Origin of the sequence: Sorangium sp. So ce834, from assembly GCF_051521425.1 — a bacterium.
In the GTDB taxonomy this organism is placed as follows: Bacteria; Myxococcota_A; Polyangia; order Polyangiales; family Polyangiaceae; genus Sorangium; species Sorangium cellulosum_D.
In genome coordinates this window covers 1,692,343-1,713,903 of the sequence record NZ_CP150351.1, presented here as the reverse complement: position 1 = coordinate 1,713,903, position 21,561 = coordinate 1,692,343, and the positions used below count along the sequence as shown (strand labels likewise).

The window sequence follows — 21,561 nt, the reverse complement described above, 5'->3', positions numbered from 1 at the left end:
GAGAGGGGTCCGATTCGCGTCTCTCCCGCGAACCGCGGGCAAAGGCCGTGCGCGCCATCGGTCGGCGCCATGGAACATTTCGATATCTATCTGTTCTTGCCATCCCCCCGTGGTGCTGACGGGGCACATGCACACGGATCGTCAGGCGCCCCACGGACCCGGTGGCGCGCCATCGATCCACCTCATCGATCGTCGAAGCAAAAGGATGACTTTCCGCGTCACTGTGAACGTTCACATGTCGGATGTCAATTCCAATCGTCAAGCCCCGGACCTGGGCGTCAAACCCCGGATCTGGGGAGCTCGCCGCGACCGATCCGTCGCCACGGGCGGCCGTGGTCGCCCCGCTCACCAGCCCCCCGCGCCCGGCTCGCGCGGGCGGCGCTCGCCGAGCCGCCCGCACAGGCGAGCCCCTCAGGAGCCCACGACCGGGTGGGAGGGAGCCGTGGCGCCCTGTCTCGACGTAAACTTACCATCTGAGGGGAACTCTTCGAGCCCTCGATGACAAAGTCGAGCGACCCGTGATTGATCGAGAGCGCTCCCGTACACGGGGAGAGGGGGACGACGCGTTCCCGATCTCCGTCGCCGCGACCGCCGAACCACGCTCGGCGATCCGCGGTACTGCACCGGGCCGCTCACGAACCTGACATGGTCGCTCGAACGAGACGCGAACGACTGGCAATGAAATCGGACGCTTCTTGTCGGCGACTTCACTTTCTCGCGAGGCTACACCGATGAGCATGAATCGAAAGCAGTCTTTGGCGGCGACCTCGACGATCGCGGGCCTCTTCGTGCTTCTGGCGACCGGATACGCGAGCGCGGCGGAGCACTATGTGGCCCCGGACGGCAGCGATTCAAACCGCGGGACCATGGACCAGCCGTTCGCCACCCTCTCCAAGGCGAACAGCGCCGCCGCCGCCGGTGACACCATCTGGGTGCGCGGCGGCACCTACTACATCACGACCCAGCTCGTCCTTTCGAGGAGCGGCACCTCGGATACGAGCCGCACCAAGATCTGGGCCTACCCAGGTGAGAGGCCGGTGCTCGACGCGTCGAGGTATGTCACCAGCAACCCGGCCGTCGACGTGCCGGTGGTCTTGGTGACCGGAAGCTGGATGCACCTTCGAGGGCTCGAGATCGGCAACGCCAAGGTGGGCAGGAGCGGCGACCACTCGTACTCGCTGCTCCGCACCAAGGGCTCCAGCAACAACATCTTCGAGCTGCTCGACCTCCATCATGGCTTCGGGTCCGGCCTGTTCGTCGACAAAGGCAACGGCGGCAACCTGATCCTCAACTGCGATTCGCACGACAACTACGACCAGAACGGCAGCCAGGGCGACGGCCAGAACGGAGACGGCTTCGGGGTCCATTACCAAACGACGGGTCCCAGCACGATCATCCGGGGATGCCGCGCCTGGAACAACTCGGACGACGGCTACGACTACATCTCGCAGGAGGTGCCGGTCATCACCGAGGACAGCTTCGCCATGTCGAACGGTCGGGGCAGCGAAGGCAACGGCAACGGGTTCAAGGTCGGCAGCAGCAAGACGGGCATCCGGCACATCGTGCAGAACAACGTGGCCTGGAAGAACAAGGCCGCGGGCTTCTACGCGAACCATTCATCGGGCGGCAACACCTGGCTCAACAACACCGCGTACAAGAATGGAACCCAATACAACATGCTGGCGAGCCCGCCCGACGACAGCAGCCAGGCCATCATCTTGACCGGAGCGCTCGCGCACAAAATGCGGAACAACATCGGCTTCCCGAACAAGAACTCGAACATGGGGGGCGTCGACACCGCGTTCAACACGTGGGACCTGAACATCACGGAGGCGAGCTCGGCCTTCGAGAGCACGTCCGACGCCGGTTGCACCGGCCCCCGCGAGGCCGACGGCAGCATCCCCTCCGCGTGCGTGTTCATGAAGCTCAAGGCCGAGAGCGCCTTGATCGACAAAGGGACGGACGTGGGCCTTCCGTTCGTCGGATCGGCGCCGGACCTCGGAGCTTACGAGTTCGGCGCCGGGCCGACCGAAGGGACGGGCGGCGGCGCCGCCGGTGGCTCGGGCACCGCTGGCGGCGGCATGGGCGGCACGGCGGCCCATGGGAGCGGTGGTGACGGGTCCGGTGGCACGGTCGGCACCAGCGGTGGAATGGGCGCGGCGGGTGGCGCCGGCCAGGGTGGCGCGCTGGGTGCCGGCGGCTCCCCGGAAACCAACGGCGCCACGGGCGGCACCGAGGGCGATTCAGAAGGCCTCGCCGGAGCCGCAGGGACCTCGGAGCACGACAGCTCCGCGGCGGGTTGCGCTTGCGCCGTCGCTTCCGACGACGCCACCGCCGGTGTCGGCGGGTTCGCGTTTCTCGCGCTCGCCTCCGCGTTCGCCGCGCGCTCCCGCGCTCGGAAGACGGCGCGACGCGACGGCGTCCGGCAGTCGAGGTTCTGATCCGACCTGCCTCAGAACCCCGGCGACGCCGTTGGCCAGCGACAACACGCGCAGGGCATGCAGATGGGGGCCGAAGACGCGGTCCGCGAGCGACTTGACGAGCCCCTCGACAGCACGGCTACTGGCACGTCGTTCCCTGGAGCTCTTCGGCGTAGGTCGATGGCACGCGAAGTCCGTAGGACTCGGCCAAGCGCGCGTACGCGGCCCATGTTATCGTTGGTCGTATACGTATTGTCGCCAAAGTCGAACAGCCTACAATCACCATACGCCGTCGGCTCCCAAAGGAACGTACCCCGGCCCATTTGGTTCGGGAAGTCGCGCATGATGGGATTGATGAGATCCCTGCGGTCATCGGTGTACTCGCAGATCATCACGGGCAGCTCGTATTTGTTGATGACGTACCCGAATTCCTCCCTCCAGTCCTGGCATCTGTTATGTGAGCGCTAACATTTCCGATGTCAGCATCGTGTCGGCCACCGTCCGTTGCGGCGAGGCGATGGCCATCGTGGGCGTGACGCGACGCGGCCCGCGAGGCCGATGAGCCTCGCGGGCTGTGCGCCGCCGTTCAGCCGAACGACGACGCGAGGCGACCGCCGGCGTCGCGTGCAGCGTCACGTCCGATCACAAGGTGGATCGAGCCGCCCGCGACCAATCACGATTCGATCACGAAACCTCGAGAGCGGCGAAGATCGCGTCGGGAGGTACTTTTATATCGCGGAGAGGACGGCAGACCGGCACGCGACGAGGCGCTCTAGCGCAAGCGGAACGGCGCGAGGGACGAGGTGGCTCGGTAGGGTCGGGCGATCAACGGGCGTCACGAGGCTTGCATGCTCGTGCACCTCGACGGGGAGCATGGCGGCTCTTCCTCGCGGCCGCCGCGGCAGGAGAGAGCATGGAGAGGCCCGCCCGTCGAGGTCATTCCACGGCCAGCTCGGGGAGCGTCAGCGCCCCTGGACCTCGATGTTGGTCACGCCCCAGCCCTCATCGAACAGGCCGATCAGCCCGGACGCGGACAGGTCGAGCGCGAGGTCGGGCGCGGAGTGCGGGAAGACCAGCTTCATGCGATACACGGAGTCGCCGTACGGATAGGCGAGCGTGTTCACCTCGAGCGCTCCCGACCCAGCCAGGCTCCCGTCCAGCGGATAGCTCTGGGTGCTCAGGGTGTTGGAGAAGGTCTCGCTGAGCAGCTCGACGCCGTCCGCGGAGGCGGTCCAGACGCTGGGGCCAAAGGGCCCATCGCCGTCCCAGGCGTTGATGACGTAGAGGTCGAAGCTGACGGTCAGCTCGGTGTGGGGGGCGAGCTCGTCGAGCGTCAGGTGCGCCGTCTCGTTGCCGAACTGCCCCAGGAAGGTGCGGTCTCCGAGCGGGGTGACGCTTGTGACGATGGACTCCCACTCCGGGCCGATGGATCCGGTGAAGTTGTTGAAGTAGACGCTGCGAGGGCTGTCGATGATCGGCCCGCCCTGCCCGTGGCTCGCGAGATCCGTGGCGGCCTCCTGGGCCGAGACCGCGAAGCTCGGGTCGCCGGTGAGGCCCACGTCGAGGATGCACGTCTGCTTGATGACCTCGTCGGTGATGCCGGCGCAGGCCAGCTCGCCCGCGGCCCTCTGCGCGGGGGTCAGGCTGTTGAGCCACGCCGGCTGCCCGGGACCGGCCGGACCGCCGCACGGCGTGCCCTGCTGGATGAGCGCGACGTCGCCCTGGGCGGCGCCCACCCGCCAGACGTCCGCGTAGCTGTTCGTGTCCTGGTACATCTCGAAGAACGTCAGCGCGCTGCTCAGCACGCTGCCGTCGCGGGCCATCATGAACTCGTTGGTGGCGTCGTCATCGGCGTTCCCGAAGAGGCCGACCATCTTGCCCACGCTGGCCGGCGGGACGAGGAAGAGCGTGTCCAGGTACAAGCCGAGGGAATAGCTCCTCGGACGCAGCGCCAGCCGCTCTCCCGTCGGCCAGGCGAGCACGGTCCTGCCGCTCGCGGACTGGTAGACGCTCCCGCCGCCGGCGAGCGCGAGCGCGCCGCTCGACGGCACCGTCGTCGGCTGCCCGTTCACGTAGAGCGCGCCGGTCGCGTGGAACTCCACGAGATCACCCGCGACGCGCGCGCCCACGGCCCGGCCGGTCGAGACGCCCGGAGACACGGGGCACTGCCGGATCTGGATCTCCAGATCGGGAGTGGCCGCGCTGGTCGCCAGCACGAAGTCACCCTCCCCCTGGAAGTCGAAGGCGACACGATCGAAGCTGACGTAATGGGGATCTCCGTTGCACGTGGCGGGCTTGCAGGACGGGTCCGGGGTGTCCACGCGGCACCCCTTCATGACCTTGACGAGGAGGGCGTCGCTGCCACCGCCGCCGAAGGAGTGACCGCAGAACGGCGCGTCGGTCCTGCCCGTCAGGAAGACGTTGCCCTTCGGATCGACGGCGACGCCTTGTCCCGCCTCCATCGCGTTCGTGCCGATGTACTCGGTGCGCAGGTGCGCCCCCGCCGCGCTGTACTCGCGCAGGTACATGTCCGCGCTCCCGAGGGGCGCGTCGGAGTCGAGGTCGCGGCGGGTCTCGCCGGTCAACACGACGGATCCACCGACGACGGCCACCGACGTCGCGGAGACGTTCTCGCTCGCCGCGGTCTGCCGGATCCACTGCGTGGTGAGGCTCGCGTCCAGCTTGGCGAGGAAGGCGTCATATGTCGTCGAAGAGGCATAAGGGGGGAAGTTCCCGTTCGTCGTGCCGGAGACGTAGACGACGGTCTGACCCGACTCCACCGCGGTGGTCAGGCTGAACGCCTGGTCCTGGAGGCTCGTGCCGAGGAGCGCCACCCCGCCCAGGGCGCCGCTGTCGCTGTAGCGGGCGACAAAGGCGTCAGCGCTGCCGCCCGCGTACGGTTGGCCTGCCAGCGCGCCGGTGGTGTAACCGGCGACGTAGACTTGCCCATCCGCGCCGACGGAGACGCTGCGCGCGATGGTCGTCTTGTTGTTCACTCCGAGCTGCCTGGTCCAGACGAGATCGCCGCTCGCCGAATACTTCGCCACGAACAGCGACGTGGTGCCGCTGGTCGGCGGCGGGCTCACCCCGGCGAGATTCCCGCCCGTGGAGCCCACCACGTAGACGCTGCCGTCAGGTGCGTGGGCCACGGACCACGCTTGATCCACCGCGGCCGTACCGAGCTGGCGCCGCCAGGCCTCGGTCCCGTTTGCGTTCAGCTTGACGACGAAGGCGTCCGAAGATCCCTTGTGCTGGCCTGCCTCGATCGCGCCGCTCGTGTGGCCGACCACGTAGAGCGACGCGTTGCCCCCCGCGGGGCACTGGGCCGAGGAGACGGCGACGCCCGTCGCCTGGTCGTTCGCCGACGTGCCGATCTGCGCGCCCCACACGAGCTTCCCGTCCTGCCCGACCTTGCGGATGAAGGCGTCGCTCGCGCCGCTGTTCACCTCGCCCGAGATGGCCCCGGTGGTGGACCCGACCTGGTAGACGGCATCGCAGGACGCGGCGACCGCGTTCCCGAGGTCCGCGCCGGCCGTGGGCGTCTCGTCATGCCACGTGAGTCCCTCGAAGCTCGGGCAGGTCACGTTCTGCAACGGGAGCGGGAGGCCATTCGCGCGATCTCCGCCCGTGGGGTCGAACGGGAGGGTGGACAGGGGGGAGTCGTCCTCCCTGGGCCTCAGCTCCTCCTCGGTCGCGCTTGTATCGTCGTTCAGCTCTCCAGCGGGGGCGAGATCATCCCCCTCCGCTCCGGAGCCGTCGTCCGCGGAGGAGATCGGCGCAGCCTGGTCGGGCTGGGGGCCTCTCGTCGAGCCCACCGGCAGAGGATCGCCGGTCGAGCCGCTGCAAGCGGCGACGCCTGCTGCCAGGATGCACACGGAGAGCGTCTCACCATGAAATCGTTTCATGCTTGAACCTCGCAGTAATGATGTCGATTCGAAGTGGCCCTGAGGCTGGGAGAACCCGATGTTTCATTCTCGTTGTCGGGTGCCCCCGAGCTCTCCAGCCCGTCGGGGGGCCGCGAACCCGGCCTTGACGCTGCCGGTCCACGACGAGCGCGCTTTTCCTCGTCACCGAAAGCTCAGGGCTTCCGGATAGCCCCTCAGCGCGCTCCGATTCTCGCGGGGGCCATGAGCAACGAGAGTGCCAGACCTCTCGAGCTTCAGATCTGCACCCCATGGCCGCAGGCCAGCTCATCGGCTGGGCCCGCAGCGCGCGCAGGCGAGCGCCGCTCCAAGGACGGGATCGTTCCGCCTCCGTGCAGAGGGCATATGCGGCAGCGTGCTCGTCCCCCAGGGACGCAGCGCTTCACCCAGGGACGCGGGCTCTATCGCGGCCCCCCGCTCCGGCGACCGCTCGCCATCGACCGGCTTTTCCGGCGGGATTTCCGACCCGGGTGCCAGCGCGCCGCCGCCTCGCTCACGGCGGCCTCTCGCGCCGCGCATCGCCCTCGCCTCGGGAGGACGCGCCGTGGTACTGCCATGGACCGTGCGCTCCGCTCGATGGCCTGTCGCGATAACGTCGCTCGGCCGCGCCTCGGCCGCGACGCTGGTCTGGGGGCTGCGGGGGCAGCGGTACGTGACCGCGGTCGTCAAGGCGACGTTCGGGCTCGTGGCCGAGGGCGCGATGGCGCTCGGTGAGCCGGACCCGATCGTGCCCGGCGAGGTGCCGGATCCCTCGGGCGTGGGGCTGCGCTCGGCGGGGGATCTGGCGCCGTACCTGCGCGAGGTGGACGTGCTGCTGACCGGACACGCAGGGGTGCCTCCGACGGTCGCGGGGGAGATCCAGGTCCGGCTGGCCGTGGTGCAGGAGGGGGCCCTGCGGCTCGACCGGTGCGTGACGCTCGACGGGAGCGCGGGGAGCGCGCTGGGGAGCGAGGGGCAGAGGCGCGTGCGGGTGGACGGGATGGGGCCGCTGTCCCGCCGCTGGCCACGGCGCGAGGCGCTGCTCGGAGCGGCGGATCCCGGGCGGCTCGAGGGCGTGGCGCTGGAGGTGCCCGACGGGCTCGACTGGGGGTACTTCCAGGCGGCGCCACCCGAGCAGCGGATGGAGCGGCTGCTCGGCGACGAGTGGGTGGTGCTGGGGGGCATCGTCGCGCAGCGACCGCGGCTGCGCACGCAGCTCCCGGGCGCCCGGGGCGTCGCGCGGCTCTACCGGCGCGAGGAGCGGGCGCCGCGCGAGGGGGCGGCGCTGTCCCTGCGGGCCGACACGCTGCTGATCGACGCGGATCGGCGGTGCTGCTCGGTCGTGTGGCGAGGGTACGCGGCCGTGGGCGAGGAGGATCTCGAGGCGCTCCGGTCGGAGCCGAGATCGACCAGGCACCGCGCGACCTCCGGGCGGATCCCCGTCAGCACCACCTTTGCCCCGAGCAGCCGCACGGCGCCCGCCGCCTGGAGGATCCCATGGGTCGCCTCCGCGTCCACCCCCGGGACGCTGGTGATGTCCAGGATGGCGACCCTCGCCTGGCGCCGCTGCAGCTCGTCCAGGAGCGCGCCCGTGGCCTGCTGCATCCGGGCCCGGTCCAGCGCCCCGATGAGCGGCATGACGATGGCGTCGTCGCTGATCGGGATCACCGCCGTGGACAGCTGCGCCAGCATGGTCATCTGCGCGCGGATCGTCTCCTCCTTGCTCTGGCGCAGCGCCTCCTCGGCCCGCTTGCGATCCGTGATGTCCAGGAGCGACACGAAACAGCGCTCCCACGTCTGCTCGCAGCCCGCGCTCATCGCGAGCCGGAGCGTGACGGTCCTCCGCTCGCCGTCGAGCGTGGAGATGAACGTCTCTTCCTCGAAGGACGTCGCCCCGTTCCCCAGGGCGACGAGCTCTCGGCGGAAGGTCATCACCGCGGGCTCGACGAAGATGACCGACAGCCCGGCGAGGATCTGGCCCTTGCTCGAGGCCCGGCAGAGCTCTAGCGTGGCCTTGTTCGCGTCGAGGATCTTCACCAGGGCGATGCCCGTGAAGAGGTCGTCGGCATGGGCTTGGAAGTGCGCGTCCAGGTCGGTGACGCCCGACGCGATGATCCGGTCGAGGTGCCGCCTGACCGCCGACCAGTCCTCCTCCCAGAGGGAGATCGGGGAGCTCTCGAAGATACCGCGGTAACGCGCCTCGCTCCGCTCGAGCTCCTCGATCCGCCGGCGTAGCTGCGTCAGCTCGTCATTCGTGCTCATTGATGTCATGCTCGATCGGTTGCTGCCGGGAGCACAAGCGCCCAGGACCAGGATGCTACGGCGGCCCCTTCACCGTCACCGACCAACCACCGTCAGCGTACGCCGACCACAGTCAGAGCACGCCAATCACAGCCAGACCATCGGCCTCTACCGTTCACGCCGAGCGAGGGCGACATCCTCGAAGCCTCGTTCGCGCCGTCGTTCGCCCGCGCGGCGCGCCAGTCGCCTCGCGCTGGACCAGCGCGTCGCGCCGGCCGTCCTCGCCGGAACCGCCATGGCCCGGAGCGCGCGCATCTCGGTAGTGGCGACGACCCGCTGGGCCGATGGGTCGACGCCATCGCCGAACGCCGGGGTCGCCACATCGCGGCCGTGGCGCTGGCGCGGCGGCTGTCGGGAGTGCTGTGGGCCATGTGGCGCGACAGCACGGCCGATCAGTCGACGGCCACCTTGCATTTGGGCCGTTGGGGAAGCACATCCCCTCAAGCCGCTTCGGTCCTCGACGCCATTCGTTCGCAGATGCGCGCGAGCGCCACGTCGCGGCGGCCACGATCCTGGGGTAGCTTTGGCTGCTGCGGATGCAATCTCGGAGCGCCCTGCCGTTACCCGACGTGCCTGCCCGGTCGCTGGCCGCGCCCGGGCTGGAGCCGATGACCGTTCGCCGGGCGAACCCCGTCGACGCCTCTGGTGTATCGCGGCTGCGGATGCTCCTGCGGGTCGAGGAGTCGGGCTCCATCCTGGAGCCGGACGAGCCGGCGCCGTCCTTGCAGGAGGAGATCGCCCGGATCGCTGCGCAGGACCGCGACCCCGGGCTGCTGACGCTGGTGGCGGAGTCGGCGGGGCAGCTGGTGGGCTGGCTGGAGTTCTCGGGAGGCGAGCACCGCCGGACCGCGCACCGGGGCTGGGTGGTGCTGGCGGTGGCAGCGGGCTACCGGAGGCTGGGGATCGGCCGCGCGCTGCTGGAGGCCCTGCACGACTGGGCGTCGCGCCACCGGCTGATTGAGCAGGTGGCGCTGCACTGCGCGGAGAACAACGCGCCGGCACTGGCGCTGTACCGGAGCCTCGGGTACGTGGAGGAGGGGCGGTCGCGGCGCGCGCTGAAGCTGGCGCCCGGACGCTACGCCGACGTGGTGCAGCTGTGCCGGGACCTCCGCGAGGGCGGGCCCGCGGTCATGCCTGGTCCGTCCACGGATCGCCATCGTACGGGACGGTGAGGATCCAGTACACGCCCAGGTTGGCGGTGGTGAGCGTGGTGAAGAGGTTGAAGTCCACCACCGCCCAGTCCCAGTAGTACCCGTCCCCGGCCAGCGGTAAGTCTTGGAGGCGATTCTGCTCCTCGACCAGCTCGCTGAAGCGGTCGCCCCAGTATTCCACCAGCCCCGTGTCCAGCTCCGGCTCGCGTTGGTCCTCGTAACGACTGTCGTTCAGGCTAAATTCGTTCAGAGTCTGGCTGACGTCCAAGCTCTCGTTTCGGCCATCGTTGGCCAAAGGCTGGCTGACGTCCAAGCTCTCATTTCGGCCATCGTTGGCCAAAGGCTGGCTGACGTCCAAGCTCTCGCCTTTGCTATCGTAGTCGTCATCCGACCCGTCGTCGATGAAGGAGGAAAAGGAGACGTCCTGTTGTTGGATAAAACACTCATTTACCCAAGACTCCGCGATCTTCGAGCTCTCTGGCGAGGTGGCGTTGCAGCCCCACTCCTTCAGCAGCGCAGTGAGGGCATCCTTGCCCGTCATTGTTGCTCCCGCCTTCATCCGTTCGAGCACGGCTTTCACGCGATGAGGCATCTCGATGAGCTGCTCCTGCCCCTTTTTCTGAGATTCGAGCCCCACTTCCAGCCTGGGGCCAATGACGACGCCGTGGGGGCCGAACTCGGCGGTGGACTGCACGTTCGGGCAGTGCTCGAGCACACGCCTTACGACCTCCCAGGTGGGGTGGCGAAATCGGACCTTGTTATCGGCGCTGAAATGGACCCAGGAGGGATTGACCGCCTTCAGAAAATTCACCGAGAACGATTGCGCGGAGCCGTGGTGACCGCCCGCGAGCGCGAACGACTTGAGATCGTCCTTCCACTCAGTGTGGGACAAGATGTAAGCTTCGGTGGAGAAGGTTGCATCGGCGCAGATCAGCACCTGTTTCTGATTGTAACGGAGGGCGAGCACGACACTGGCCGTGTTGGCCTCGGTGCCCCGCAGCGCGCCGGTCGTCTCCAAGGCGTTGATCTCCCCGCGGTCCGCCAGTCTCGCGTTGGCGCTGACGATCCAGACGTCCATCCCAGCGCACTGGATCAGTCGCTTGCCCACATCGGTCTTGGGGGACTCCGAGAAGGGTTTCTCGTTTTCGATGAACTCTGCCAGCAGCTCTTTCAGGAACTGCCCGCTGTCGCCCGAGTAGCTGGACGCCTTGCCCCCGCAGAGGACCGTCTTGATCTCGACGCCTTCCAGGACCTCGGTCAGCAGGTTATAGTGGTCCCCGTCGGGGTGCGAGATGACCAGGTAGTCGAGCGGCTTGCTGTCGAGCAGTCCTTTGATGTACTCCCGCGCAAGCGGGGCCACCAGCTCCTTACAGCTCTTGCTCCCGCAGTCGACGAGGATGGTCTCGCCGCCGGGACACTGGATGAAGGTGCAATTGCCCTGACCGACGTCGATGAAGTGGAGGACCAGGTCTCCGTCCACCGCAATCGTGTCCGTCGAGGAATCTTCGGTCGCGATTTTCCCGCGCCTCTCCAGGGTGGTCCGCTCCGGCTCTTTCCCCTTGGCCTCTTCGAGGGCCTCTTGGGACTTGCGCTCGGCCATCCGCTTTTGTCTTAGCTTGCTGCGCCCGGTCACTGACGTGAAATCCAGGTTCGGCTCCTCCTCCGCGTCCCTCTCTGCGTAGTTGTTGGTTTCCAAGGAGGGCTTCGTCCCCCCGGTGATCGAGCTCCGCCGGCCGTAGTTGCCTTCCACGGTGTATTCGTCTCCGCGGCTAGATCGCCGGGTTCCTGGGAGCTTCGCTGCCGAGGTTGTCGTGCAGGGTGGCGATCCGCTCGCGCGTGGCGTCGTCGATCTCGCCCGTCTCGGTGAGATCCTCGCGGCGCTGGAAGAGGCGGAGCGCGGCGCGGGTGCGGTCGTTGAGCTGGCCGTCGGGCTCCCCGCAGTCGTAGCCGAGATTGTTGAGCCGGTTCTGGACCCCGCTGACCTCCTCGATGGGGCCGACGCGGCCGAAGGAGATACCGATGACCAGCAGCGGGCGAGGCGAGCGATCCACGCGGAGCACGCCGCGCCGGGCGCCAGCGGGGACGTAGCTCTTCACGACACCCTGGGCGTCGGAGCGGCCGGTGATCTTGAGGCCGCCGTCGATGACCAGCTCGTAGGGGAGGTCCGCCAGCGGCTTACCGCACGAGACGAGACGGACCCGGTACTTGGCGGGGATGCCCTTGCGCTTGAACCTGTGGCTGGCGCCCGTGGCGCAGGAGACCTCCTTGATCCTCTTGTCCGGGATGACCAACTCGTCGCCGGGCAAAAGGGCGTTCATGTCCCGCCGGCGCGCGCGGAGCCCCGCGTTGTCCGGGTGCGACCAGACGGTGCGGTCGAAGAAGCCGTACTTCTCCGAGATGGACGTCGTCCCTTCGCCTTCCTCGACGCGGTGACTGATCGGCACCAGACGATTGTAATCTGGGGGGGTCCTGGTAGCATTGATTTTCACCCGCCGGATCCAATGAGGCGTCGCCGCAGTGGAGGTGGCCCTGGCGGCCACGCCGCTGGGCCATGAAGAGACCGCCACCGCGCCCCGCTCGGGCGCCGTGCGCCGCTGATCTGAGCGCGCGGTGCGCGGCGCCGCGCTCATCGTGATGGCGCAGGCGGCGAGCGGGCTCCTGGTCCCGCGGCCTCTCCGCGCCGCGCATTGCCTGCGCATCGCACTCGCCTCGGGAGGACGCGCCGTGGTACTGCCATGGACCGTGCGCTCCGCTCGATGGCCTGTCGCGATAACGTCGCTCGGCCGCGCCTCGACCGCGACGCTGGTCTGGGGGTTGCGGGGGCAGCGGTACGTGACCGCGGTCGTCAAGGCGACGTTCGGGCTCGTGGCCGAGGGCGCGATGGCGCTCGGTGAGCCGGACCCGATCGTGCCCGGCGAGGTGCCGGATCCCTCGGGTGTGGGGCTGCGCTCGGCGGGGGATCTGGCGCCGTACCTGGGCGAGGTGGACGTGCTGCTGACCGGACACGCAGAGGTGCCTCCGACGGTCGCGGGGGAGATCCAGGTCCGGCTGGCCGTGGTGCAGGAGGGGGCCCTGCGGCTCGACCGTTGCGTGACGCTCGACGGGAGCGCGCCGGGGAGCGAGGGGCAGAGGCGCGTGCGGGTGGACGGGACGGGGCCGCTGTCCCGCCGCTGGCCGCGGCGCGAGGCGCTGCTCGGGGCGGTGGATCCCAGGCGGCTCGAGGGCGTGGCGCTCGAGGTACCCGACGGGCTCGACTGGGGGTACTTCCAGGCGGCGCCACCCGAGCAGCGGATGGAGCGGCTGCTCGGCGACGAGTGGGTGGTGCTGGGGGGCATCGTCGCGCAGCGACCGCGGCTGCGCACGCAGCTCCCGGGCGCCCGGGGCGTCGCGCGGCTCTACCGGCGCGAGGAGCGGGCGCCGCGCGAGGGGGCGGCGCTGTCCCTGCGGGCCGACACGCTGCTGATCGACGCGGATCGGCGGTGCTGCTCGGTGGTGTGGCGAGGGTACGCGGCCGTGGGCGAGGAGGATCTCGAGGCGCTCCGGGTCGTGGCCGGCGTGGAGCTGCCGGGCGAGGCGCTGCGGTGGGTCGACCCCTTCGCGCAGGAGGCGCGGGAGGCGGGGCGAACGGCGCCGCTTCCGGCGGCGCCCTCGCGCGCCACGCTGCCGCTGCCGGCCCAGGCAGCGCCGGTGGTGACGAACGTCGAGGATCATCCGCTCGAAGGCACCGTGGAGCCGCTGAGCGCGCACGTGCGCAGGCCGGCGACGCCGTTCGAGGCTCGGCCCGAGCTCCCTCCGGCCGCGCTGCCAGCGAGCCGGGCGCGGCCAGGAGAGCCGGCGATCGAGGATCACCCGCTCGCAGGGACCGTGGACCCGCTGAGCGCGCCCGCGGGCCGGCCAACGACGCCGTTCGAGGCTCGGCCAGAGCTCCCTCCAGCCATGTCCGCGCCGCTCCCCTCGCCCACGCCCACGCCGCTCCCGTCGCCCGCGCCCGCTGCCCCCTCGGGGCCCATCGCTGCGGCCCCGCCGCTGCTGCCCCCGGAGCTCTCCGCCGAGCCCCCGGGCCTCGGCGACGCGTTCCTCTCCGCCATGACCGAAGCGGGCGCCTTCCCCTGACGATCGCATCGCGCGCCCGGCCTCGACTCGCCCCTCGCCTCGGGGCCTTCCTTGCGCGAGGGCGGGCTGATACGCTCGCGCGAGCCCGGGAAGGAGCATGGTGCTTTGAAGCGGCTGCTATCGCTGGGTCCGCGGCGCTTCGCGATCGAGCTCGCCGACCGCCGTGAAGACGGCGCCGACCGGCTCGGCGATCGCGCGAGGGACGCCGCGTGGCTGCGCCAGCTCTTCGCCGAGCCGCAGAACCGCCCGGCGCTCCGGCGGCTGCTCGACGACGCCGCGCCGGCGAGCGCCGTCCGCCGCCTGGCCGACGCGGACGTGCTCGGCGCGCTGAGCCGGCTGCTGCTGAGCGGCCGGGTGCGGCTCCGCGAGGCTCCCCTCCCCTGGCTGCCGTCCTACGGCGGCGACGAGGCCAGCGCCGACGACCAGGCGCCCGCCGACGCCGCCCCGCGCGCGCCCAGGACCGAGCTCACCTGGGTCGAGATCCGCCTCATCGGCGAGGACGACAAGCCCATCCCGCACGAGCGCTACCGGGTGGAGCTGCCCGACGGCTCGATCCGGGAAGGCTCGCTCGACCACGAGGGCCGCGCCCGGCTCGACGGCATCGACCCGGGCGCGTGCCTCGTCACCTTCCCGGCGCTCGACCAGGAGGCCTGGGAGCGCGTGGGTTGACCGCGTAGACTCGCGCGGTGGCCACCGAAGCCGATCTCCTCCGCGATGTCCTCGCCGCGCCGGACGACGACGCGCCGCGGCTCGCGTACGCCGCCTGGTGCGACGACCAGGACGACCCGGCCGTCGAGGCGCGGGGCAGCTTCATCCGCGCGCAGATCGCGCTGCTCGCGACCGACGAGGCCGCCGAGCCGGATCGCCACTTCCGCCTCACGTGCGAGGCCCGCGACCTCGAGGAGGCCCACCGCGCCGCGTGGATCGCCGCGCTGCCGCCGGAAGCGCGCGATCCCGTCTTCGACCGCGGCTTCGTCGAGCTCGTCACCCTCGACGCCCGCGCCTTCCTGCAGCACGCGGACGCGCTCCTCGCGCTCGCGCCGATCCGCCACCTGACGATCGACGCGCTCGGCGACGCGGCCGAGGAGCTCTTCGCGTCGCCGCGCCTGGTCGGCGTCCGCTCGCTCCGGCTCGACCGGGTGGGCCTCACCGACGACGACGTGGAGCGCCTCGCGGCGTCGCCGCACCTCGCCGAGCTGCGCTGGCTCTGGATCGGCAACAACCGCGTCACGCGCCGCGGCGCGGAGGCGCTCGCGGCGTCGCGGCGCCTCCCCGCGCTCGGCTACGTGGGCTTCGTCAACAACCCCTTCGACCCCTCGGAGCACCAGGGCCACGATCAGGGCATCATCGTCGACCGCTGGCTCCCGCCCGAGGGCCGCGCGCTGGAGGCGAAGTTCGGCGCGCTGCGCTGGCTCCACACCGAGGCGCGCACGCTGCTCGAGGTGGTGCCGGACCGGCTGCGCATGCCCGGCTGATCAGTACACGAGCTGGTCCGCCGCCCGGTACTGGGTGGTGAGCTTCGCGATCGGCGCGTCCCAGGACGGCTTCCAGCCCGTCCGCGCGAACTGGGCCATCCTCGCGAGCTCGCCCTTGATCTTCGCCTTGAGCGCCTCGCGGTTCTTCCAGACATCGTCGAAGAGCGCGCGGTCGGTTTGCCTCACCGCCTCTCGCGCCTCCGCGATCTTCCTGGCCAGGACCTCGTCGTCGCCCACCTGCTTCGCGAGGTTGTGCGGTTGTTTGTTCAGCGTCTTGTCGAAGCTCTTCCAGCCGTCGTACTTGCCCTCCCACCCCTCGGGCAGCGGCTCCGCCTGGCCGAGCGCGTGGCGGACGAGCGCCTTCTTCAGCTCGTCGAGCGTCACGTACCCGCTCTGCGTCTTCTTCCGGACCTCGATGATCCTCCGCGCGAGATCGACGTCCCCGAGGAGGGCCTCGAGCTCCTTCTGGGACATGGTGTTCACGTTCGTGTTCGGGGCCTTGCCGTTGCCGGGATCGAAGTAGTGGTTGGCCTCCGCCACGTTGAGGGCGGAGAACACGAACCCCACGAAGATGATCCGCCCCTGCGCCGGGAGCGTCTCGTGGTACGCGCGCATCTTCTTGACCGCGGCGTCCTCGGCGCTCACCAGCGCGGCGTTGCCGGTGGCGGCGGCGCCGAGCACGCGCACGGACTCGTCCTTGGTCTGGAGCCCGACCATCCGGCCGTCGGCGGGGGACACGATGGGGACGAGCTCCAGCATGGCCGCGATCTTCTCGGCTTGCCCCACCTCGCGGATGTCCTGCCCTGCGCAGCGGATCACCCGATCGTAGCTCCTGGCGTCCTGGATCGCCTGCGGGCGCGCATAGCTGTCGTAGAACTTGAAGGCGCCGTCCTCGAGGTCGGACACCTGCTCGTCGTAATCGCGGATCAGCGCGGGGATGGGCTGCTTGCTCATCTGGGGCGCGTTCGGCACCTTGTCATACTTCGCGTCGGGGCTCTGCTTGAAGGTGATCCGGAGCCGCGGCGCGGCCGCCTCGACCCGGTCGAGATCGCACCCCTGGCCGAAGCGCCACTTTCGCGCCGCAGGCAGGATGACCGCGAGCTGATCGTTGCGCCCATAGGCGAAATCATCCATCCGCATCGGCTGGCCGCGCCGCTCGCTCGCGCTGGCGGCCGGGTGCTTGAGCAGGATGTCGTTGCGGCCGATGGGGAACGACTCGTGGAGCGTCTTCGTCGCGAGCCAGTCGATCCATTTGCCCGTCTCCTCGGCGCGTTCCACCATGTTGACGCCGACCCCGCCCCCGCCCATCACGCAGTAGCGCTCACCGACGCTCCAGTCGGTCTCTCGATAGAGCCCCTCGGTCCCGGAGAGGATCGACCGCCGCTTCTTCGCGTCGTCCCAGCGCTCGACCGGCTCCCAGAGCCGGGTGCGCACCGCCTCGTAGAGCTCCGACGTGACCATCGTCTCGTCCACGGCGCGCGGCTTGCCGGCGCCGGTGCAGATATCGATCTTGTCGGCGTAGAGCCAGTGGAGGTGCGCCGCCGTGTCGGCGAGGAGCAGCCGGTAGCGCGGGAAATGGTCCGGGTGCGCCAAGCGGAGCATGTCATTGAGCTCGTCCTCGTCGATGCCCTCCCGGAGGATGGCGCCCCGGGCGCTGTCGTGGAGGGCCTTCACCCCGCGCGGCACGATGGCGAGGACGCACATGGCGAGGCGCAGCAGCTCCAGCGGGCGCACCGCCGGGCCGTAGGCGGTCGTGATCCACACCCGCTTGTTCGCGCGCACGTGCTCCGCGAGCCGCGCCCGCTCGGCCCGCGTGTCCGCGGCGAACCTGGTCGAGTCGCGCGGCCCGGTGACGTCCTCTTTCCCGTCCTCGTTGGGCCCGCCGAGCACAGGCCGCTGCGCGACGCCCGGCAGGCCGAGCAGCTGGGGGAATTGCCCCATCTTGTGCTGGTTGTAATGGCTCCAGGGGTCCTCGAACCCGATGTGCAGGATCTCCGCCGGGGCGACCCGAGCCTTGCCCCACGCGCTCTGCCGCAGCGTCGTGTGGTCGACCGTCGCGGCCGTGCCGTCGCCGATGATCACGTAAGGCGGGGCCGGCCTGCGCAGCGCGTTCTGCCCCTCCCGCTCGGCGTGGGCCTCCGCCTTGTAACGGTCGTAGATCTCGGTGACGCGCTTGACGCTGCGGCTCTCCTTGTAGACGAACCCCCAGCGCTTCCCGAGCCCCGCGGCGATCGACCGGAGGACGATCAGCAGGAGCTCGCTGCTCACGATCTTGCCGTGGTAGACGATGCTCGCGGGCTCCTTCTCGCCGTCCCCTCCGACGATCAGCAGGCCCTTGTGGTCGCGCGGCCTCGACAGCTCGGTGCTGACCTTGTTCCTGGCCTCGTTGCCGGTGACCGAGGTGCCCGCGTCGGCGTCGGTGATCGTGATCTCGGTCCAGTAGACGTGCACGGCGCGCCCCTCCTCACTCCTCGTGCCTGCGCTCGATCTCCTGGAAGGTGTCGTCCTCCGGCAGCGACTCGTCGAGATCGTGCGCGGCCCGGAAGCGGGCCAGCGCGTCGGCCAAGGCGGGGCTCCGCTGCCCGTCGACCTCGCCGTGATAAAAGCCCAGGTTGGCGAGGCGAGACTGGATGCCGCGGATCTCGTCCGAGGGCTGGAGGTAGCCGAGCGCGATCGTGACGACCTCCTCGCCGCCGGACAGGAAGAGCCGCGCCTGCCTGGCGTCGTTGGGGATGAACTCCTCGATGCGCCCGTCGCCGTCGGCCTTCTTGTCGTTCGGGCGGAGCTCGCCGTCGACCTCGAGGAAATACTCCTCGTTCGCGCGGGGCCTGCCCTCGTGATCGAGGAGCCGGATCCTGAGCTTGGCCGGGACCCCGCGCCGCCGGAAGGTGTGCACCTTCGCGGTCTGGCAGCTCTCCTCCCTGGGCCGCGGATCCGGGACGACCACCTTGTCGACGCCGGGGACCAGCGTGAACGGGTCCCTCCGGAGCTCGCGGAGCGCCTGGTTCTCCGGGTGATCCCAGAGCGTCTGCCAGAAGAACCCGTTCTCGTAGGCGATGCTGGTGAAGCAATCGCCCGCGCGGACGCGATGCGCCTTCATGCCCGCCCCCCCGCGGCAGGGGGCGTCGCCGGGCGGCGCCCGGGCGCAGCGCCGCCCTCCACGCCCACGCCCCGCTGAAGGCCCATCCCATCAAAAGACCAAAGGGCCTCCGGGAAGTCAAGCGCCCGGCCCGCTCGACAGCCGGCGCGGTCCGCGCGCTGGCCGCGCGCATCGCCTGAGCGCGCGCATCGCCTGAGCGCGCGCATCGCCTGGCCGCGCGCATCGCCTGGCCGCGCGCATCGCCCCCTTCGCTGGACTTCCTCAGAGGCTCGTGCGGCGGCGAGGCCATCGTGCGCCGTCGTGCCGGCGGGTGGTGGCCCAATTTGCCCCGGAGTGATTCACATGAAGGCGGGAAGGCAGGAAGATCATTGATCTTTTCTTCCCGCCTTCCCGACTTCATGTTCAAATCCGGCCACCACCTGCCGGTGCGCCTCAGGTGGGCGGCTGCGACGCCGGCGCGCCTCCTCCGCCGAGCGCGTCGGCCAGCGCGGCGGCGGCGGCGGCGGCGAAGGCGTCGAGCGTGGCGGGCTCGGTCCAGCGGGTGGCCTCGCGGGCGTCGAGCGCGTGGTGGGTCTCGATGAGGATGGAGGGCATGGCGGGGCGGCGCAGGACGAAGATCCGCTGGTCCTGGGGCCGCCGGTCCACGAAGACGCCCGGCTGGGCGGTGTCCGGCGCGTACAGGCCGCTGTACGCGGCGCCGCCGTAGGGCAGCAGGCCGGCCTCCTCCATGCGCCGCGCGAAGGCGCGCGCCAGGGCGAGCCGGCGGGCGCCGAGGGCCGGATCCCCCTCGTCGGACCAGAGCACCGCGAACCCCGGCGCGGCGAGGCTGAGCGGGCACGAGCGGCCTTCTGCGGGCGACCACGTGTCGAGCCTGCCGCGCACGTCCGAGTGCAGGCTGACGAACGCGTCCGCGCCCCACCGGGCGGCGTCCTCGACGCGCTCCGCGTAGGGCAGCGGCCGGTCGCCGGTCCTTCCCACGCGCGCCTCGAAGCGCCCGGTGGCGTTGAGCCGCTCGGCGAGCGCGCGCGCCGCGGAGAGCGTGAACTCCTGCTCCTCGACGCAGAAGCAGGACACGTTGCCGGTGTTGCCCGGGGCGCCGTGGCCCGCGTCGAGGTAGATGCGGCGGACCCCGAAGCCGGGCGGGAACACGGCGGAGGGGGCGACGACGCGGGCTCCCGGGAAGGGCCACCCGCTCGGCGCGATCGGGAGCTTGAGGGCGCGCCGCGCCGCGATGTCGCGCGGGAGGCCGGGGGCGAGCGCCCGCGAGAGGGCGGCGGCGCCGGCGGCGCCGGCGAGACCGAGGACGAGCTTCCTGCGCGAGATCACCGCGGCCCCGCTTGCTATCAAAGGCGGGGCGCGGCGTCAGGTTCTCGGCAAACCAGCGCGCGGGAGACCGCGCTACTGGGCCGACGTGTAGCAGACCTCGAGCTTCGGCCGGACGGCGACGTTCGCTTGCTCGCTCGACCGGATGTCGGTCCGGCCGTTCACGTCCTGGAGCGCGATGCCGTAGTTCGGCTGGGCTCCATCCACCCACGTCTGGACGAGGGCCGCCACGTCGGCGGTCGCGACGGCGTCCGCGGCGACCGCGGAGATGGTGGCCGCGACGGCCGCGTTGTACCCGGGGAAGTTGCCTGCGTGGACGGTCGACTCCTGCCAGGGGCCGTTCACGCGGTGCAGCTCGATGGTGCTGGCGCTCGCCTTCCACGCGTGGGAGAGCGAGAGGGTCGCTGAATCGACGTCGGCTCCCGCCGGGATGAACGACAGATCGAAGGCCAGCACGCCGATCTGCGGGCCCTCCGGCAGCGTGTTCAGGACGACGTACGGGTAATCGCCGTAGGGCCACGAGACGCCGGGCTGGATATGCGCGTCCGCCACGCTCCCGTTGGTGCCGCGCTGCACGACGACGCACTGCGACTGGACCGGGGGCTCGCAGGCGTTGCCGATGCCGTCGTTGTCGGTGTCGGCCTGGGAGGGGTTGGGCACCGCCGGGCAGTTGTCGCACGAGTCGAAGACCCCGTCCTGATCCGTATCGGCGGCGACCACGGTGACCCGATCGAGGAGCGTCCCCTGGCCGTTCGAGATGCCCAGATCGTTGAACTGGAGGCGCGTCGTCGCGCCGGAGGCCACGAGGGTATAGGTATAGTAGACCCACGCGGAGCTGGCGGTCGTGAGCGTGGCGACCGACTGGCCGCCCCAGACGACGCCGAGCACGTTCTGGTTCGCGCTGGTGCCGGGGCGCGCGGCGAAGGCGAACCGGAGCTGGTACGTCACCCCCGGGATGGTGGTGAGGTCCTGGTAGATGCCGCTCGAGTTGCTGGCGTCCAGCTCGACGTGCTGCTCGCCGTGCGCGGGGCTCATGCCGTTCGAGTGGTCATGGATCTGGATCTGTCCATAGGCGGCCTGCCAGCCTTGAATCGAGCTGTAGATCGACGAGTTGCCGCGCGTCACGTTCGGCGCTTCGAAGCTGCCGTTCGTGACGATGTCGCCGGAGGGCAGCACCGAGCAGGAGACGAGCGCCGCCGCGCCTTCGCCGACGGCTTCGTCGTTCCCGTCATGCGGCTCGGCGGCCGCCATGCAGCCGGAGATCATGGAGGCGAGCACGAGCACATAGATCGACGGATAGGTGGTTCTCATGAGAGAGCTCCTCGTTGCGGCGCCGGCATAGCGGCGCCGCGCCGTGCGGCGAGCTGCCGCACGCTATGGTTTGAAAAATGTATTTACAAATCGCAAACGATGCTGATAAACTGTTACGTTTGCCGCGCAGGCGGGTCGACGTAAGCCGTTATTCGTCAACCAGCGCGCGCGGCACGACGGTACGACGGGACGGCCGCTGCGAGGCGCTCGCCTCCCGGATCGTGGCCGACCTCGAGCCGTCTCGACCGAGGAGGCCCGCGTCCCCCTGGAGGAGGACCACTGGCCTGGCGATCGATGGACGGAGTCGGACGAGCGCGATCACGAGCGATTCTTGCAACTGCCAGCCGAGGCGCTGTCTTCGTTATATCATGAAATGGGCGAACGGATCATCATCATTCGCACCCGGTGTGCGGATCGACCGACGTCGCTCAGCCTTGCCCAGCCTTGCTCGGCCTTGCCCAGCCT

The 21,561-nt window shown here is 70.1% G+C and carries 13 protein-coding genes and 1 pseudogene; 6 read left to right on the top strand and 8 right to left on the bottom strand.

Annotated elements, in window-relative coordinates; all coding sequences use genetic code 11:
• Nucleotides 1-731: 731 nt before the first annotated feature.
• Nucleotides 732-2,441, top strand: a complete 1,710-nt coding sequence (locus WMF20_RS06235; protein WP_437611518.1) for a right-handed parallel beta-helix repeat-containing protein — start codon at nt 732-734, stop codon at nt 2,439-2,441.
• Between the two features lie 941 nt (nt 2,442-3,382).
• Here the strand turns inward: WMF20_RS06235 and WMF20_RS06230 are convergent.
• A complete protein-coding gene (locus WMF20_RS06230) occupies nt 3,383-6,325 on the bottom strand; it encodes an SBBP repeat-containing protein (RefSeq protein ID WP_437611515.1) in 2,943 nt (980 codons plus the stop codon).
• A 235-nt stretch (nt 6,326-6,560) separates the two neighbouring features.
• On the opposite strand from WMF20_RS06230, the pseudogene WMF20_RS06225 reads away from it, so the two are divergent.
• Nucleotides 6,561-7,613: pseudogene (locus WMF20_RS06225) on the top strand (DUF2169 domain-containing protein); the annotation flags it as partial.
• Here WMF20_RS06225 and WMF20_RS06220 read toward each other — a convergent pair.
• Complete coding sequence (locus tag WMF20_RS06220; RefSeq protein ID WP_437617084.1) at nt 7,568-8,014, bottom strand: STAS domain-containing protein; 447 nt, start codon at nt 8,012-8,014, stop codon at nt 7,568-7,570. The pseudogene WMF20_RS06225 and the gene WMF20_RS06220 overlap by 46 nt on opposite strands.
• 1,145 nt (nt 8,015-9,159) lie before the next feature.
• Here WMF20_RS06220 and WMF20_RS06215 point away from each other — a divergent pair.
• The gene (locus WMF20_RS06215) at nt 9,160-9,795 is read left to right on the top strand and encodes a GNAT family N-acetyltransferase (RefSeq protein WP_129573474.1); all 636 of its coding nucleotides are present in this window, start codon (nt 9,160-9,162) and stop codon (nt 9,793-9,795) included.
• Here WMF20_RS06215 and WMF20_RS06210 read toward each other — a convergent pair.
• Nucleotides 9,752-11,524, bottom strand: a complete 1,773-nt coding sequence (locus tag WMF20_RS06210) for a ComEC/Rec2 family competence protein (protein ID WP_437611513.1) — start codon at nt 11,522-11,524, stop codon at nt 9,752-9,754. The genes WMF20_RS06215 and WMF20_RS06210 overlap by 44 nt on opposite strands.
• A gap of 19 nt (nt 11,525-11,543) precedes the next feature.
• Nucleotides 11,544-12,218, bottom strand: coding sequence for a peptidoglycan-binding domain-containing protein (locus WMF20_RS06205; protein WP_437611511.1), 675 nt, complete (start codon nt 12,216-12,218; stop codon nt 11,544-11,546).
• Nucleotides 12,219-12,498: 280 nt separating this feature from the next.
• Here WMF20_RS06205 and WMF20_RS06200 point away from each other — a divergent pair, with 280 nt between their 5' ends.
• The 3 genes from WMF20_RS06200 (at nt 12,499) to WMF20_RS06190 (ending at nt 15,362) form a co-directional block, all read left to right on the top strand.
• On the top strand, nt 12,499-13,887 hold the full coding sequence (locus WMF20_RS06200; RefSeq protein ID WP_437611509.1) for a DUF2169 domain-containing protein: 1,389 nt from the start codon (nt 12,499-12,501) through the stop codon (nt 13,885-13,887).
• 105 nt (nt 13,888-13,992) lie between these two features.
• On the top strand, nt 13,993-14,556 hold the full coding sequence (locus WMF20_RS06195) for a hypothetical protein (RefSeq protein WP_437611507.1): 564 nt from the start codon (nt 13,993-13,995) through the stop codon (nt 14,554-14,556).
• A 17-nt stretch (nt 14,557-14,573) separates the two neighbouring features.
• Nucleotides 14,574-15,362 carry a TIGR02996 domain-containing protein gene (locus WMF20_RS06190; protein WP_437611505.1) on the top strand — a complete coding sequence of 263 codons (789 nt, stop codon included), beginning with the start codon at nt 14,574-14,576 and terminating at the stop codon, nt 15,360-15,362.
• On the opposite strand, the gene WMF20_RS06185 is transcribed toward WMF20_RS06190, so the two are convergent.
• The 4 genes from WMF20_RS06185 to WMF20_RS06170 all read right to left on the bottom strand — a co-directional run bounded on the left by WMF20_RS06185 (nt 15,363) and on the right by WMF20_RS06170 (nt 21,096).
• Entirely contained in the window at nt 15,363-17,813 is a 2,451-nt protein-coding gene (locus WMF20_RS06185) for a hypothetical protein (RefSeq protein ID WP_437611503.1), read from the bottom strand.
• Between the two features lie 13 nt (nt 17,814-17,826).
• Entirely contained in the window at nt 17,827-18,462 is a 636-nt protein-coding gene (locus WMF20_RS06180; RefSeq protein ID WP_437611501.1) for a peptidoglycan-binding domain-containing protein, read from the bottom strand.
• Between the two features lie 432 nt (nt 18,463-18,894).
• Complete coding sequence (locus WMF20_RS06175; protein WP_437611499.1) at nt 18,895-19,788, bottom strand: N-acetylmuramoyl-L-alanine amidase family protein; 894 nt, start codon at nt 19,786-19,788, stop codon at nt 18,895-18,897.
• A gap of 72 nt (nt 19,789-19,860) precedes the next feature.
• The gene (locus WMF20_RS06170; RefSeq protein ID WP_129573465.1) at nt 19,861-21,096 is read right to left on the bottom strand and encodes a DNRLRE domain-containing protein; all 1,236 of its coding nucleotides are present in this window, start codon (nt 21,094-21,096) and stop codon (nt 19,861-19,863) included.
• Nucleotides 21,097-21,561 lie beyond the last annotated feature (465 nt).